Below are 13,932 nucleotides of genomic sequence, written 5' to 3'. Positions count from 1 at the left end.
ACATCACCACCTCCAGGGGGACAAGATGCGGTTCAACCCGAAGGCCAGACTCGACACCAGCCGGACCTCCGGCGGCGGTGGCGGTGGGGGGTTCGGTGGTGGTGGCGGTCGGATCCCGATCCCCGGCGGCAAGGCGAGCGGTGGCATCGGCACCGTCATCCTGCTCCTGGTCTTCTTCCTCGTCACCCAGTGCATGGGCGTCGGCCCGCAGGTCCTCGGCGACAGCGGAGGCTCGACCTCGGTCGGCACCGGCACCTTCGGCGGCATGCAGGCGGCCGACGGCGGCGAGACCGGCGACTTCGGGTCGTGCCAGACCGGCGAGGACGCCAACAACGACGAGAACTGCGCCTTCGTCGCCCTGGAGAACTCGATGACCGGCTACTGGGACTCCCAGCGGGACCTCGCCGGCCGGTTCCAGCCCGAGCAGGAGGTCGTGATCTTCGCCGACCAGGTCCAGACCGGCGGCTGCGGCTCGGCATCGAGCTCCGTCGGCCCGTTCTACTGCCCGGCCGACCAGACGATCTACCTCGACCCGACCTTCTTCGACTCGATCTTTGAGCAGCTCGGCGGGCAGGACACCACCTTCGTACGCGCCTATGTGCTCGCCCACGAGTACGGCCACCACATCCAGAACCTGCTCGGCACCATGGGCCAAGTCCGCACCCAGCAGGGTCCCGAGTCCGACGCGGTACGTCTGGAGCTGCAGGCCGACTGCTACGCCGGCATGTGGACCGCCGCCGCCGAGGACGACGGGTTCGTCGACGACATCACCGACCAGGACATCACCGAGGGCATCGATGCCGCCAAGACCGTCGGCGACGACCACATCCAGTCCCGCACCACCGGCCGCGTCGACACCTCGTCGTTCACCCACGGCTCCTCCGAGCAGCGGATCGCCTGGTTCAGGAAGGGCCTGACCACCCCCGACTCCATCGCCGGCTGTGACACGTTCAGGGCGCGGGATTTGGACAACCCGTAGGCCCGTGCAGGGATACCCGGTTAACCGGGTATCCCTGCACTTCTCGGGCATTGCAACACCTGAGAAGTGCAGGGATTGCCTGAGCGATGGTGCAGATGTGACGCATGTGACCGCGCACGGCTCACATCTCGAGCAGCGCCTCCACCAACGGAGCCTGCTTCTGCAGCGTCCGCAGATGAGGCGCGACGGCGGGGTGGCGGAACTTCGCGAGCAGCGGTCCCTCCCCCGGCTTGATCCGGCTCAGCGCCCACTCCGCTCGGCTCAGCGCGGTGTAGACGGCGCTGATCTGCGCACCGAGCGTCACCTCCTCCCGGGTCGCGACGCCGGAGGGCAGCCCCAGGACGTACGCCTCCAGCAGTGGCTCGAACGATTCCCGGGCGTGCAGCAGATAGAGCCCGAGGTCGCCACCGACGGGGCCGTGGCCCAGGCTCGACCAGTCGATCGCGATCAGCCGCTCGCCGTCGTCGGTACGGCCGAGGAGGTTCTGCGGCGCCGGGTCGCCGTGCTGGGCGACCTGGGGCAGCTCGTCGAGGAGGTTGGTGAAGCGCCCGCGCCGCTCCCAGAGCGTGTGGGCGATGTCCGCGGCGGTCGTCCGCATCATCGTCGGCCAGCCGCCGTTGTACTCCACCCGTGCGATCCGGTCGCGGAACTGGTCGCGCGCCAGCCAGCGCGCCTCGCCCAGGTCCGCGCCGGCGAAGCGGCCCATCGAGAGCGCCGCGAAGAGCCCGGAGTTGGCGGCGTCCTCGACCCAATCGCTGGTCAAGGTGATGCCCTCGTCGTCCTCGGCGACGCTCGTACGCGCGCCGATCATGCCCAGGGTGTCATCGACGAGCCCCGCGGTGGCGACGTCCGCCGCCCGCCGCCAGTAGGCGAAGTGTCGCCGGCGGCTCAGCTCGGCCGGATCGTACGCCCCCGGCTGCCCGAGCCGCTTGACCACGACCGGCTCCTGCTCCTCGCCCACAGCAGTGCGCCAGACCCCCAGCGTGGAGGGTCCGGTGCCGCCGGGTAGGACGAGCCACCCTGGGTCGGGCTGCCACATGCTTGCCAAAGTAGCGCATCCTCGCAGGTCGCAACGGCACTCACCGCCGGGAGGCGACGACGGGATGCTGAGTTTGATCCTGGGGCCGATATGGTTGAGCCGATGTCCGAGACTGACTACTGCGAGCTGTGTGACCTGCCGAAGTCACAGTGCATCCATGGGCGGCCCCCGGCCCCGCCCGCCCCGGCTCCAGTGAAGAAGCCGACAACCCGGGTGCGGAAGACCACGACGAGCTCGACGGCCGCCGCGCCAAAGGTCGTCACCAAGTCCGCTCCCCGCAAGTGGACCCCGCCGGCCGCCTTCGCGCCGCTCATCCTCGAGATCCTCGAGACCGCCGGCGGTTCGATGTCTGCCGACGACGTCCTCGACGAGCTCGAGAGCCAGCTGGGCGACAGCCTCCTCCCGGGCGACTTCGAGACCACCCCGGAAGGCGAGCTCCGCTGGCGCTACGCGGCGCGACGCGCCCGTCAGACGCTGCTGACCGACGGCTCGATGGTCAAGGGTTCGCCGGGAGTCTGGCAGCTCCCCTGACGCCGATGCGTCAGCTGTCGGCGTTGAGCACCTCGATACGCACCTTCTGGGCGTCCTCGATCGCCTGATCGAGCACCGCGCGGTTGGGGTCCTGAACCGCCAGCCACGGTCCGGTCACCGTGAGCGCTTGAAGCCGCCGGTCCCCGAGCACGTCGTCGACGCCGCCGTGGTCGCCGCCGGTGACGAGCGGGCCCCGCAGCCCGTCGAGGATCCGGGCGGCGTGCTCGGCCGCCGCCTCGTACGCAGCGCTGGCCTGGTTGGCCCGGCGCCGGGCGAAGCGCTGCTGACTCCAGCCACCCGCCTTGGTCTTCCCCTGGACGTGCCGCCGCCCGATCTTGTGGTCGACGATCTCGCCGCCGCTCATCCGGGCGATCGCGAAGCCGCCCTTGCGCACCAACAGGAGGCCCCATTCCTGCGGGGCCGCCGCGGCGGCGATGAACGCCTCGACCTCGGCCGGCCCGGCGTACGTCTTCTCGAACGGCAGCGCCGCGATGAACGAGGAACCATCAGCGGCGGCACCGGTCAGCGCGCCGGAGTCGACCGCGAGCCGGGTCTCGCCGTGGCGCCCTGCGAAGTTGTCGACCCAGCGCTGGATCCGAGCGACCGGGACGGCGACGTTGGGCATGTCCGTACGCTACCGGTCCAGGCCACGCAGCAGTCGAGGCGGCGCGATGTGGCGATAGGCGTCCTCGCAGATCTCGGTGACCTCGCCCCAGTCGACGTCACCGTCGAGCCGCATGCCGAGCCAGCCGCGGCCGCCGACGTACGGAGGTACGAAGAACCGCTCGGGATCGTCACCTACGATCTCGGCCTGCACCCCCGCCGCAGCGGCCGCCCACAGATGCGGCTCGTCGCGCTCGTGATGCCCCTGCGGCCACAGCATGACGAACTGCTTCTTCACGAAGAACCCAGGCGCGCCATGACTGACCCGCTCGGTGCTCTCCGGGAACCCGAGGCAGATCTCGCGGACCCGCTCGGTCAGCTCGGTCGGTGTCATGTGCCCATCATCCGGGTTTCCGGATCACTCAGGCTTCGGCCAGACGAGCTCGAACTGCTCCATCACGACCGGCATGTCCTCGCTGAACTCGTGGTCGGGACCGGCGAACTCGGTGAAGAAGCGTTCGTGCACCTCGCGCCAGTACTCGAGCGACAGGTCGCCTTCGCCCTCCAGCCGCGCGAACTCCTCAGGGACGTCCCGGAACGGGGCGATGTCGACCTGGGTGGTGGCGATCAGTGCCCGTGGATGACCGGACCCGTCGAGGATGATGCTCATGCCACCGACGGTCGGGAGCGGCTCGTCTCCGTTCTCGAAGTCCCACTGGGCAGTGGCCGTCGCGGTCTTCACCCCCTCGAGAACGAGCTCGAGCAGACCGTCGGCCTCCTCCGGCGTACCGCCGAAGGCCCAGGCCGGCGGCTGCAGCGCCTCGAGCGGCGATGCTCCGAAGTAGCCAGGCGCTGCGCTGAGGTGGGCGTGGTGCTTCACGTCATCCCAGAACGCGGCGATGTCAGCCTCCTGCTGGGAGTCGGACACAGGGGCATCAGGCTCAGGGGTCGCGGAGTCGTTCATAGGCGACACTCAATCACAGTTCGCGTTAGCCGTGCCGGGACTCGACGGAGGTACGCGGCGTGGCTGATCGCGCGGTCACCAGGCGTGCCTGGGCGCGCCAGCCGAGGCCGTCGTAAAGGGGCTCGCCCATCTCGCTGGCGACCAGAAGGCCATGGACAGCACCGGCCTCCCGGGCGGCCGCGACGAGCAGGCTCATCACCGCGCCGCCGAGACCGCGGCGTCGGTGGTCGGGCTCGGTCTCGATCCGGTCGGCGACGGCGTCGGCGCCGATGACGGCGATCCGCCCGCGGGCCGCGACGGCCTCGCCCGCGCTGACTGTCACGGTGAAGACGCCGCCGTCACGCTCCACCTCGGCGCGATAGCCCTCCGGGACAGCCCGGGAGGCGTGGTCGGCGAGGTCGATCGACATCAGCGCCTCCTCGCCATCGTTGGCCACCAGCCCGGCCTCCACGAACCACGGGCGTACGCCCGCGGGCGACTCGGTCACCACCGACAACCACGCCTCGGGCGTGGCTCGGGCGGTGTCGACGAGCCCGGCGAGCGTCTCCGCGTCGTCGGTCGCCACCCACTCGACCCGGCGCCCGGGCTGCCCCACCTCCACGCGTACGCCTCCGGGCACTGCCGCGGGACGCGGGAAGCCCCGTGCGTACGCCCAGCCGCGGGCCCACCGGGAGACCAGGTCCGCAAGGTCGACGGCGCCCAGGACCGCAGCGGAAAGCGCGGCCTGGCGACCGCGGTACCACTCCCCCAACACCGTCGCGACCAGCACCCCGACGGCCAGCCCGAACGCCAGCGGATCCAGGGTGAACAGTCCGATCACCGCGAGTCCCACCGCGGCGATGTACCCGAACCAGATCCGACCAGGAGCCTCCACGTCCGCGGAGCCCACCCCGGTCAGCCGAGACGCTCCCGCAACGTCGCCACCCCCGGTCCGTCCAGATCGGCCAACGCGACCGACCGGCCGGAGAGCGCCATCGCCAGGGCCTCGCTGGGACCGGCGACCTCTTCGCCCGAGCCGTCGGCCGCGGTCCAGGACCAGTTCTGGTCGGTCGCGCGCAGCGCGAGCCCGTCGAGTCGTCCGGCCGGGACCACCCCGAGCGAGGCCTGCTTGGTCGGCAGCCAGTCGAGCACCGCGCGCCAGTCCTCGAGCGGGACGTCGGTGTCGAGACCGAGCGGCCGGGCGCAGTCACGCAGGTGGATGCAGTGGTCGGTGAACTGCCCCATCGGACCGACGCCCGGCGCCGGCACCCGCTTGGTGGCGTACGCCCTCAGCAGCCCGGTCAGCTCGGCGACCGGCCGACGCGCCTGCTCCTCGGCGATCGCGGCCGAGGCCCGGTCGATGGAGCCCCGGGCCAGCAGCGTACGCCACAGCAGCCGCCCGATCCCGACCGAGAACGGCATCGCGCTGTGCCCCAGCACCTCCCTCACCGTCCAGGCCGAGCAGAGGCTCTGCGTCTCCAGCTGGGACTCGTCGAGGCCGTCGAAGAAGTCGGCGAGCAGGCGGCGGTTGGCAGCGGTGCGGGCGGCTACGTCCATGCCTCCATCCTGTCAGGCCGCCTCCGCGACAGGCTCCACCACCGGCTTCGTCCCGGCGTACACGTCCCGGTCGATCTCATCCACGCCGTGCGCGACCAGCAGCGCGACCATGGTGTCTCCGTTGACGTTGAGGAACGTACGCAGGATGCCGGTGAACCAGTCCACCGCGATGAGCAGCCCGGCGGCCTCGATGGGCAGGTCCAGGGAGGTGGCCAGGAAGATGGCGACGACCGGGAACCCGCCGGGCACCGTGATCGTGCCGATGTTGAGCAGCACCGCCAGCGCCATCCCGAGCGCGATGTCGCCCGGGGAGAGCGAGACGCCGGAGGCCTGGGCGAGGAAGAGCACCACGATCGTGTAGTTGAGCACCGCGCCGCACGAGCCCATCGTCATCCCCAGGCAGAGCGTGAAGTCCGCGACCCGCTTCGAGATCCCGAACTTCTCGACCGCGTTCTTCAGCACCGTCGGGAAGGTGACGGCCGACGATGTCGTGGTGACGGCCACGACGGTCTGTTCGGCGAGCTTCGCAGGCAGGCGCAGCGGGTTGAGCCGGGTGACGGCGACGACCACGACGACGTAGAGGGCGGAGATGATCACCACGCCGGCCAGGGTCGTGCCCAGGTAGGCGAGCGCGGTCGTGACCACCCCGAAGCCGACGCGGCCGGCGAGGTCGGCGAGGAGGCAGAAGACGCCGATCGGCGCCAGGAACATCACGTACCTGATCATCAGCAGGACGATCGCCTGGATCTGCTCGAAGAAGGTGAGCACGACGGTCGGGCCGTTCATCGCGGTGTAGCGGTTGAGCGCGAGACCGAAGATCAGGGCGAAGACGATGATCGGCACCATCGCGCCGGTGGCCATCGCCTCGACCACGTTGGTGGAGACGAAGCCGGTCACGGTCTGCTGCCAGCCGACCGCGGTCGCCGCAGCCGAGTCGGTCAGGGTCGGGTCCAGCTCGCCGTCATAGCGCATCCCCGAGCCCGGCTGGATCAGCTCGGCGAGCCCCCAGCCGACGAAGGCGGCGGCCACCGCGAACCCCAGCATCCAGCCGAAGGTCGCCCCGGCCAGCCTGCCGGCGCCCGCCCCGGTCATCGCGCCCGTCGCGACGATCACCGACGAGGCGACCAGCGGGACGATCGACATCTGGATCAGCCGGATGAAGATGTCACCGACGAACTTGAGGTTCGCCGCCCACTCCCCCACGATCAGGCCGAAGACGATGCCGGCGACCGCGCCGACGAGGATCAGGACGGCTGGGGACTTCAAGACCTTCATCGGGTCTCCTAAGCGTCGGGGACGGTGGATCCCGGACGCTAACGAGGCCGCGTACGCCGCCGGTTAAGCCGTCGTCACCGGCACGTTTCCCGCCGACAAACCAGTGGTCCCGGCTGGGGCGGGGTGAATACCATTGATGTCATGCGCGAGACCACGATCTGCAAGCACCTGGGCCGACCGGTCCAGGACGTGGAGTTTGCGCGCTCGGAGCCGCAACCGACGTAGGTGCTCACGCATCCACCAGGGCCGCTCCGATCGAATCGGAAGCGGCCCTTTCTCATGTCCAGCAGCATCACCAGGAGGTGAACGAGATGGAGATCATCACACTCTTCGGAGAGGGCAACAGCTCGAAGACCTACGAGCTGACGCTGAAGCACCCGACTCCCCGGACCGACGAGTGGGCCTGCGTGGGCGAGGACCCGGAGCTCTTTCATCCCGAGGACCTCACCCAACTCGCCGAGGCGCAGCAGGTCTGCGCCGACTGCCCGATGCGGCAGACCTGCCTCGAGCTCGGGACCGCCCGGCGGGAGTGGGGAGTCTGGGGCGGTGTGCTCCTGGAGAGCGGCAAACCTCGAGACACCCCCAGAACTCCGGGGCGGAAGCCCTACAAGCGCAGCCAGGAAGCGATCGCACGCGCCCGTCGCGTCGCCTGAAATGACGTGGGAGTCCTGAGGCCACCCAGTGACCTCAGGACTCCCACGTCGGGCAAACCCTCAGACGTTGAACCCGAGAGCGCGCAGCATCTCGCGGCCGTCGGGGGTGATCTTGTCCGGGCCCCACGGCGGCATCCAGACCCAGTTGATGTGTACGTCGTTGACCATGCCCTCCAAGGCCTGCGCGGTCTGGTCCTGGATGACGTCGGTCAGCGGGCAGGCCGCCGAGGTCAGGGTCATGTCGATGACCACGTTGGAGTGGTCCTCGATGTGCAGGCCGTAGATCAGGCCCAGGTCGACGACGTTGATGCCGAGCTCGGGGTCGACGACGTCCTTCATCGCCTCTTCGACGTCCTCGATCTTCAGGCTTGCGCCCTCGACCGTGGACGTACGCATCCCCTGCCACTCAGGCGCCTCGTGACCGTGGCCATGGCCGTGGCCCGAGTGGTCATGACCGGAGTGGTCGTGACCCGCGTGGTCGTGTCCCGCGTGATTGTGCTCAGCGTGGTCGGTCTCAGTCATCAGTTCTCCTCAGCGACAGTCTTCGCGGCGGCGTCTTTCCAGGCCATCCACGACAGCAGCGCGCACTTGATCCGGGCGGGGAACTTGGCGACGCCGGCGAAGGCGATGCCGTCCTCCAGAATGTCCTCGTCGGGCTCCACCTGGCCCTTGCCCTGCATCAGCCGCAGGAACTCCTCGTGGATCACCATCGCCTCGTCCACCGTCTTGCCCACGACCAGGTCGTTGAGCACGGAGGCCGAGGCCTGCGAGATGGAGCAGCCGAGGGCGTCGTAGGAGATGTCCTCAATCTTGCCGCCGTCGACGTGGAGCCGCAGGGTGATCTCGTCACCGCAGGTCGGGTTGACGTGGTGAACCTCCGCCTCGAAGGGGTCGCGAAGACCCTTCCCGTGCGGGTTCTTGTAGTGGTCCAGGATGATCTCCTGGTACATGCTCTCGAGGTTCGCGGCAGTCATCACTTGTCCAACTTGAAGAACGTGCGTACGTATTCCAACCCCTCGACCAGCGCGTCGATCTCGGCGGGCGTGGTGTAGAGGTAGGACGACATCCGGTTGGAGGCCTGTACGCCGAACCGCTGGTGGGCGGGCTTGGCGCAGTGGTGCCCGGCACGGATGGCGACGCCCTTGGAGTCGAGGACCTGGGCCACGTCGTGCGGGTGCACGCCGTCGAGCTCGAAGGAGATCGCTCCGCCACGCTTGGCGGCGTCGGCCGGGCCGAGCACGGTCACGCCCGGGACGGTCGCGAGGCGCTCCAGGGCGTAGGCCGTGATCGCCTGCTCGTGGGCGTGGACGTTCTCCATGCCGAGGTGCATGAGGTATTCCAGCGCCGCACCAAGACCCACGGCCTCGGCGATCGGCGGGGTGCCGGCCTCGAACTTGTGCGGGATCGGCGCGTAGGTCGACTTCTCCATCGTGACCGTGGCGATCATCTCGCCGCCACCGAGGAACGGCGGCAGCGCCTCGAGCGCAGCACGCCGGCCCCACAGGACGCCGATGCCGGTCGGGCCGACGACCTTGTGGCCGGTGAAGGCGAGGAAGTCGGGACGCTCCTCCTCGGACATGCCGGCCAGGTCGATCGGCAGCACCGGGGCGGCCTGCGCGGCGTCGACGACGACCAGCGCACCGACTTCGTGGGCCTTGCGGGCGATCTCGGCGATCGGGTTGATCGTGCCGAGCATGTTGGAGACCCAGGTCAGCGCGACGATCTTGGTCGCCGGTGTGATCAGCTCATCGATGTTCGACAGGTCGAGGTCACCGGAGTCGGTGAGCCCGAACCACTTCAACGTCGCACCCGCACGCTGCGTGGCGAGCTGCCACGGAACGATGTTGGAGTGGTGCTCCATCTCGGTGGTCACGACCACGTCGCCCGCGGCCAGCGGCACGGTGTTGGCGACCAGGTTGAGCGCCTCGGAGGCGTTCTTGGTGAAGATCACCTCGTCGCGCTCGGGCGCGCCGAGGAAGCGCGCGACGGTGTCGCGCGCCCCCTCGAACGCCTCGGTGGCCTCGGCACCCAGGTGGTGCATCGCCCGGGCGATGTTGGCGTTGTGCCGCTCCAGGTGGTCGACCATGGTGTCGATCACGATCTGCGGCTTCTGCGAGGTGTTGGCGCTGTCGAGGTAGACCAGCGGGGTCTCGCCGCCGTCGAAGGTGCGCTCCAGGATCGGGAAGTCCTTGCGGACCAGATCCAGGTCGGGCAGCAGACCCTTCATGTCAGACCCCTGCCGAGACGTACTTCTCGTAGCCGTTGGCCTCCAGCTCCTCGGCCAGGTCCGGGCCACCCGACTCCGCGATCCGGCCGGCCACGAAGACGTGCACGTGGTCAGGCTTGATGTAGCGCAGGATGCGGGTGTAGTGGGTGATCAGCAGGACGGACTTGCCATCGCGGGCGCGGAAGTCGTTGATCCCCTCGGAGACGACCTTGAGCGCGTCGATGTCGAGGCCGGAGTCGATCTCGTCGAGCAGCGCGAAGGCCGGGTCGAGGATGTCGAGCTGGGCGATCTCGTGGCGCTTCTTCTCGCCACCGGAGAAGCCTTCGTTGACCGAACGCTGCGAGAAGGTCGGGTCCAGGTGCATCTTGTTCATCGCACCGTTGACGTCCTTGACCCACGTACGCAGCTTGGGGGCCTCGCCGTCCAGCGCCGTCTTCGCGGTGCGGAGGAAGTTGGCCACGCTCACGCCGGGAACCTCGACGGGGTACTGCATCGCCAGGAAGAGTCCGGCCTTGGCGCGCTCGTCGACCGACATCTCCAGGACGTCCTCACCGTCGAGGGTGACGGTGCCGCCGGTGATGGTGTACTTCGGGTGGCCGGCGATCGAGTAGGCAAGCGTCGACTTGCCCGAGCCGTTGGGGCCCATGATCGCGTGGGTCTCGCCGGAGTTGATCGTCAGGGTCACGCCCTTGAGGATCTCCTTGGCACCGTCCTCGGTGTTCACCGAGACCGTGAGGTCCTTGATCTCAAGCGTGCTCATGCGGTTGCGTCCTTCTCGATAAGGGTGTTGATGTTCTTGGCGAGCTCGGCCTCGACCGTGCTGGTCAGCTTCTCCTCGAGCTCGGGGACACCGATCTGACGGATCAGGTCGTTGAAGAAGCCGTGCACGACCAGGCGCTTGGCCTCGGTCTCGGAGATGCCGCGGCTCTGCAGGTAGAAGAGCTGCTCGTCGTCGAACCGGCCGATCGCCGACGCGTGACCCGCGCCCTCGATCTCGCCGGTCTCGATCTCCAGGTTGGGCACGGAGTCGGCCCAGGCACCGTCGGTGAGGATGAGGTTTCGGTTCTCCTCATACGTCTCGATGCCCTCGGCCTCCTTGCGGATCAGCACGTTGCCGATCCAGACCGCGTGGGCCTTCTCGCCCTGCAGCGCGCCCTTGTAGACCACGTGGGACTTGGTCTTCGGGGCGGTGTGGTCGACGAAGAGACGGTGCTCGATGTGCTGGCCGGCGTCGGCGAAGTAGAGGCCGAGCGACTCCACGGAGCCGCCGGGGCCGGAGTACTCCGCCGAGAAGTCGTGGCGCACCACGTCGCCGCCGAAGCTCACCGAGACGTGCTTGAGGTTGGCGTCGCGGCCGACCTTGGCGTGCTGGGTGGAGAGGTGGACGGCGTCGTCGGCCCAGTCCTGGACGGAGACGACGGTGAGGTCGGCGCCGTCCTCGACGACGATCTCGATGTTGTCGGCCACGACGGCAGAGCCCTCGAAGACCAGCACGACGGTCGCCTTGGCGAACTTCTCCGCCACGATCACCGCGTGACCGGCGCCGGCGGTCTCCGAGCCGGTGCCGTGGTGGCGGATCACGGTCGCGCCCTCGACGACGGTGTCGGTCGGGATCCGCACGACGGTCGCACCGGTGCTGGCCGCCCAGGCCCGCGCCGAGACGCGGTCGGTCGGGACCAGGCCCGAGCTGCCGCGTACGGCATCGTCGGCCGCCACGGTCTCGACGGTCACGCCGGGGGCCGCCTCGACCTCCACCTTCGTCGCACCGTCGGCGAACGGAGCGTCGTTGTGGATGCCCTTGAGGCGCTTGAGCGGGGTGAACCGCCAGATCTCCTCGCGACCCTTCGGCACCTCGTGCGCCTCGACGTCGAAAGAGCCTTCCGGGTGGAGGTGGGACTCGACCTTGTCGAGCTCCAGGGCCTCCTGAACAGCTGCGGTCATCAGCCGACCGCTCCTTCCATCTGCAGTTCGATCAGGCGGTTGAGCTCGAGGGCGTACTCCATCGGGAGCTCCTTGGCGATCGGCTCGACGAAGCCGCGCACGATCATCGCCATCGCCTCGTCCTCGGCCATGCCGCGGGACATCAGGTAGAACAGCTGGTCGTCGGAGACCTTCGAGACCGAGGCCTCGTGACCCATCGAGACGTCGTCCTCGCGGATGTCGACGTAGGGGTAGGTGTCCGAGCGGGAGATCTGGTCGACCAGAAGCGCGTCGCAGAGCACGTTGGACTTCGAGCCGTGCGCGCCCTCGTTGATCTGGATCAGGCCGCGGTAGGACGTGCGGCCACCGCCACGCGCCACGCTCTTCGACAGGATGGACGAGGAGGTGTTCGGGGCGGCGTGCACCATCTTGGCGCCCGCGTCCTGGTGCTGGCCCTCGCCGGCGAACGCGATGGAGAGCGTCTCGCCCTTGGCGTGCTCACCCATCAGGTAGACCGCCGGGTACTTCATGGTCACCTTGGAGCCGATGTTGCCGTCGACCCACTCCATGGTCGCGCCCTCCTCGCAGGTGGCGCGCTTGGTGACCAGGTTGTAGACGTTGTTCGACCAGTTCTGGATGGTCGTGTAGCGAACGCGGGCGTTCTTCTTCACGATGATCTCGACGACCGCGGAGTGCAGCGAGTCGGACTGGTAGATCGGCGCGGTGCAGCCCTCGACGTAGTGAACGTAGGAGCCCTCGTCGGCGATGATCAGGGTGCGCTCGAACTGGCCCATGTTCTCGGTGTTGATCCGGAAGTAGGCCTGCAGCGGGATGTCGACGTGGACACCCTTGGGCACGTAGATGAAGGAGCCACCCGACCACACGGCGGTGTTCAGCGCGGCGAACTTGTTGTCGCCGACGGGGATCACCGTGCCGAAGTACTCCTGGAAGATCTCCGGGTGCTCCTTGAGCGCGGTGTCGGTGTCGAGGAAGAGCACGCCCTGGGCCTCGAGGTCCTCGCGGATCGAGTGGTAGACGACCTCCGACTCGTACTGCGCGGCGACACCGGCGACCAGGCGCTGCTTCTCCGCCTCCGGGATGCCGAGCCGGTCGTAGGTGTTCTTGATGTCCTCGGGCAGGTCCTCCCACGAGGTGGCCTGCTTCTCCGACGAGCGCACGAAGTACTTGATGTTGTCGAAGTCGATGTCCGAGAGGTCGGAGCCCCAGGTGGGCATCGGCTTGCGGCCGAAGAGCTTGAGGCCCTTCAGGCGCAGGTCGAGCATCCACTGCGGCTCAGACTTCTTGCCGGAGATGTCGCGGACGATGGCGTCGTTGAGACCGCGCTGTGCCGCGGCACCGGCGACGTCCGAGTCGGACCAGCCGAACTCGTACTTGCCGATGCCCTTCAGCTCGGGGTTGAGCTCCTCGATGGAGGTCATGTCGTGACCTGCTCCTTCTTCTTCGAAACTTCGCCGGGACCGGAGGATCCAGGAGGGATGTGCGTCGTGCAGACTCCGTCGCCGTGGGCGATGGTGGCCAAGCGTTGTACGTGGGTGCCGAGCAGCTTCGCGATCGCCTCTGTCTCCGCCTCGCAGAGCTCGGGGAACTCCTGGGCGACGTGGGCGACCGGGCAGTGCTGCTGGCACAGCTGCTCACCTGCGTCATGGCCGTTGATCAGCGGCAGCTCCCTGACGGAGGCCGCATAGCCGTTGGCCGTGAACACATTCGCAAGCACCTGCGCGGGGCTGAGGTCCGTCTCGCTGGCGGCGATCCGGTCCAGTCCCTGCTTGATGAACGCCGCACGGCGCTCCGCGAATTCCCGCACGGCCTCTTCGCCGGCCACCTCGGAGAGGAACCGCAGCGCCTCGACCGCCAGGTCGTCGTACTTCTTCTCGAAGCCGTCCCTACCCTGGTCGGTGAGCGCGAAGAGCTTGGCCGGGCGGCCTCGCCCGCGCGTGGACGCGGTGCGCGGCTCACGCTGCTCCACCGCCTCCTCCTCGGCCAGGGCGTCCAGGTGGCGCCTGACCGCGGCCGGGGTGAGATCGAGCCGCTTGGCCAGCGTCGCAGCGGTCTGCGGACCGTCGACAAGCAGCGACCGAGCGACCCGCTGGCGGGTGCTCTCCTCGCTGGTCTCTGCGGGCTGCAGAGTGCTCTCGTCGAATTTCACAACACCATTGTGACGTTATTCCCCCGGGCGATTCAACG

General features: G+C 68.7%; 17 protein-coding genes. 3 read left to right on the top strand and 14 right to left on the bottom strand.

Going from position 1 to position 13,932, the window contains the following annotated elements; translation table 11 throughout:
* Positions 1-25 precede the first annotated feature (25 nt).
* Positions 26-979: a neutral zinc metallopeptidase gene (locus ABZY89_RS13225; RefSeq protein WP_355227752.1), complete on the top strand. Its 954-nt coding sequence runs from the start codon at positions 26-28 to the stop codon at positions 977-979.
* A gap of 121 nt (positions 980-1,100) precedes the next feature.
* On the opposite strand, the gene ABZY89_RS13220 is transcribed toward ABZY89_RS13225, so the two are convergent.
* Positions 1,101-2,018: a phosphotransferase gene (locus ABZY89_RS13220; protein ID WP_355227750.1), complete on the bottom strand. Its 918-nt coding sequence runs from the start codon at positions 2,016-2,018 to the stop codon at positions 1,101-1,103.
* Between the two features lie 102 nt (positions 2,019-2,120).
* Here ABZY89_RS13220 and ABZY89_RS13215 point away from each other — a divergent pair, with 102 nt between their 5' ends.
* A complete protein-coding gene (locus tag ABZY89_RS13215; RefSeq protein WP_355227748.1) occupies positions 2,121-2,549 on the top strand; it encodes a hypothetical protein in 429 nt (142 codons plus the stop codon).
* Between the two features lie 10 nt (positions 2,550-2,559).
* Here the strand turns inward: ABZY89_RS13215 and ABZY89_RS13210 are convergent, their stop codons facing one another.
* The 6 genes from ABZY89_RS13210 to ABZY89_RS13185 are packed head-to-tail and all read right to left on the bottom strand — an operon-like array spanning position 2,560 to position 6,927.
* Positions 2,560-3,174 carry an acVLRF1 family peptidyl-tRNA hydrolase gene (locus ABZY89_RS13210; RefSeq protein WP_355227746.1) on the bottom strand — a complete coding sequence of 205 codons (615 nt, stop codon included), beginning with the start codon at positions 3,172-3,174 and terminating at the stop codon, positions 2,560-2,562.
* Between the two features lie 9 nt (positions 3,175-3,183).
* Positions 3,184-3,546 carry an MmcQ/YjbR family DNA-binding protein gene (locus tag ABZY89_RS13205; RefSeq protein WP_355227744.1) on the bottom strand — a complete coding sequence of 121 codons (363 nt, stop codon included), beginning with the start codon at positions 3,544-3,546 and terminating at the stop codon, positions 3,184-3,186.
* Between the two features lie 24 nt (positions 3,547-3,570).
* Positions 3,571-4,116 (bottom strand): ASCH domain-containing protein, encoded by a 546-nt coding sequence (locus tag ABZY89_RS13200; RefSeq protein ID WP_355227742.1) that lies wholly within the window; start codon positions 4,114-4,116, stop codon positions 3,571-3,573.
* 25 nt (positions 4,117-4,141) lie between these two features.
* Positions 4,142-5,005 carry a GNAT family N-acetyltransferase gene (locus ABZY89_RS13195; RefSeq protein WP_355227740.1) on the bottom strand — a complete coding sequence of 288 codons (864 nt, stop codon included), beginning with the start codon at positions 5,003-5,005 and terminating at the stop codon, positions 4,142-4,144.
* Positions 5,006-5,010: 5 nt separating this feature from the next.
* Positions 5,011-5,652, bottom strand: a complete 642-nt coding sequence (locus ABZY89_RS13190) for a maleylpyruvate isomerase family mycothiol-dependent enzyme (protein ID WP_355227739.1) — start codon at positions 5,650-5,652, stop codon at positions 5,011-5,013.
* Between the two features lie 12 nt (positions 5,653-5,664).
* A complete protein-coding gene (locus ABZY89_RS13185) occupies positions 5,665-6,927 on the bottom strand; it encodes a dicarboxylate/amino acid:cation symporter (protein ID WP_355227737.1) in 1,263 nt (420 codons plus the stop codon).
* 311 nt (positions 6,928-7,238) lie between these two features.
* Here ABZY89_RS13185 and ABZY89_RS13180 point away from each other — a divergent pair, with 311 nt between their 5' ends.
* On the top strand, positions 7,239-7,580 hold the full coding sequence (locus tag ABZY89_RS13180; protein WP_160022637.1) for a WhiB family transcriptional regulator: 342 nt from the start codon (positions 7,239-7,241) through the stop codon (positions 7,578-7,580).
* Between the two features lie 60 nt (positions 7,581-7,640).
* Here ABZY89_RS13180 and ABZY89_RS13175 read toward each other — a convergent pair whose 3' ends face one another.
* The 7 genes from ABZY89_RS13175 to ABZY89_RS13145 all read right to left on the bottom strand — a co-directional run bounded on the left by ABZY89_RS13175 (position 7,641) and on the right by ABZY89_RS13145 (position 13,894).
* On the bottom strand, positions 7,641-7,976 hold the full coding sequence (locus ABZY89_RS13175; RefSeq protein WP_355227836.1) for a metal-sulfur cluster assembly factor: 336 nt from the start codon (positions 7,974-7,976) through the stop codon (positions 7,641-7,643).
* Between the two features lie 125 nt (positions 7,977-8,101).
* The gene (gene sufU / locus ABZY89_RS13170) at positions 8,102-8,554 is read right to left on the bottom strand and encodes a Fe-S cluster assembly sulfur transfer protein SufU (RefSeq protein ID WP_160022635.1); all 453 of its coding nucleotides are present in this window, start codon (positions 8,552-8,554) and stop codon (positions 8,102-8,104) included.
* Positions 8,554-9,807: a cysteine desulfurase gene (locus ABZY89_RS13165; RefSeq protein WP_355227735.1), complete on the bottom strand. Its 1,254-nt coding sequence runs from the start codon at positions 9,805-9,807 to the stop codon at positions 8,554-8,556. The genes sufU and ABZY89_RS13165 overlap by 1 nt, the downstream gene beginning before the upstream one ends.
* Position 9,808: 1 nt before the next feature.
* Complete coding sequence (sufC, locus tag ABZY89_RS13160; protein ID WP_350658975.1) at positions 9,809-10,567, bottom strand: Fe-S cluster assembly ATPase SufC; 759 nt, start codon at positions 10,565-10,567, stop codon at positions 9,809-9,811.
* Entirely contained in the window at positions 10,564-11,748 is a 1,185-nt protein-coding gene (sufD, locus tag ABZY89_RS13155; RefSeq protein WP_355227732.1) for a Fe-S cluster assembly protein SufD, read from the bottom strand. Before sufD ends, sufC begins: the two co-directional genes overlap by 4 nt.
* A complete protein-coding gene (gene sufB, locus ABZY89_RS13150) occupies positions 11,748-13,166 on the bottom strand; it encodes a Fe-S cluster assembly protein SufB (protein ID WP_160022627.1) in 1,419 nt (472 codons plus the stop codon). The genes sufD and sufB overlap by 1 nt, the downstream gene beginning before the upstream one ends.
* A complete protein-coding gene (locus tag ABZY89_RS13145) occupies positions 13,163-13,894 on the bottom strand; it encodes a metalloregulator ArsR/SmtB family transcription factor (protein ID WP_355227730.1) in 732 nt (243 codons plus the stop codon). The genes sufB and ABZY89_RS13145 overlap by 4 nt, the downstream gene beginning before the upstream one ends.
* Between the last annotated feature and the right edge of the window lie 38 nt (positions 13,895-13,932).

It is taken from the genome of Nocardioides sp. NPDC006303 (assembly GCF_040613175.1).
GTDB lineage: Bacteria > Actinomycetota > Actinomycetes > Propionibacteriales > Nocardioidaceae > Nocardioides.
Note: the sequence above shows the minus strand (reverse complement) of the source record. Positions and strands in the feature narration are given on the sequence as shown.

Coding starts and splice junctions, on each gene's coding strand:
- ABZY89_RS13225 (WP_355227752.1), top strand. CDS start 26: ATGCGGTTCAACCCGAAGGCCAGACTCGACACCAGCCGGACCTCCGGC.
- ABZY89_RS13175 (WP_355227836.1), bottom strand. CDS start 7,976: ATGCGTACGTCCACGGTCGAGGGCGCAAGCCTGAAGATCGAGGACGTC.
- ABZY89_RS13165 (WP_355227735.1), bottom strand. CDS start 9,807: ATGAAGGGTCTGCTGCCCGACCTGGATCTGGTCCGCAAGGACTTCCCG.
- ABZY89_RS13205 (WP_355227744.1), bottom strand. CDS start 3,546: ATGACACCGACCGAGCTGACCGAGCGGGTCCGCGAGATCTGCCTCGGG.
- ABZY89_RS13180 (WP_160022637.1), top strand. CDS start 7,239: ATGGAGATCATCACACTCTTCGGAGAGGGCAACAGCTCGAAGACCTAC.
- ABZY89_RS13185 (WP_355227737.1), bottom strand. CDS start 6,927: ATGAAGGTCTTGAAGTCCCCAGCCGTCCTGATCCTCGTCGGCGCGGTC.
- ABZY89_RS13215 (WP_355227748.1), top strand. CDS start 2,121: ATGTCCGAGACTGACTACTGCGAGCTGTGTGACCTGCCGAAGTCACAG.
- sufD (WP_355227732.1), bottom strand. CDS start 11,748: ATGACCGCAGCTGTTCAGGAGGCCCTGGAGCTCGACAAGGTCGAGTCC.
- sufC (WP_350658975.1), bottom strand. CDS start 10,567: ATGAGCACGCTTGAGATCAAGGACCTCACGGTCTCGGTGAACACCGAG.
- ABZY89_RS13220 (WP_355227750.1), bottom strand. CDS start 2,018: ATGTGGCAGCCCGACCCAGGGTGGCTCGTCCTACCCGGCGGCACCGGA.
- ABZY89_RS13200 (WP_355227742.1), bottom strand. CDS start 4,116: ATGAACGACTCCGCGACCCCTGAGCCTGATGCCCCTGTGTCCGACTCC.
- sufB (WP_160022627.1), bottom strand. CDS start 13,166: ATGACCTCCATCGAGGAGCTCAACCCCGAGCTGAAGGGCATCGGCAAG.
- ABZY89_RS13210 (WP_355227746.1), bottom strand. CDS start 3,174: ATGCCCAACGTCGCCGTCCCGGTCGCTCGGATCCAGCGCTGGGTCGAC.
- ABZY89_RS13190 (WP_355227739.1), bottom strand. CDS start 5,652: ATGGACGTAGCCGCCCGCACCGCTGCCAACCGCCGCCTGCTCGCCGAC.
- sufU (WP_160022635.1), bottom strand. CDS start 8,554: ATGACTGCCGCGAACCTCGAGAGCATGTACCAGGAGATCATCCTGGAC.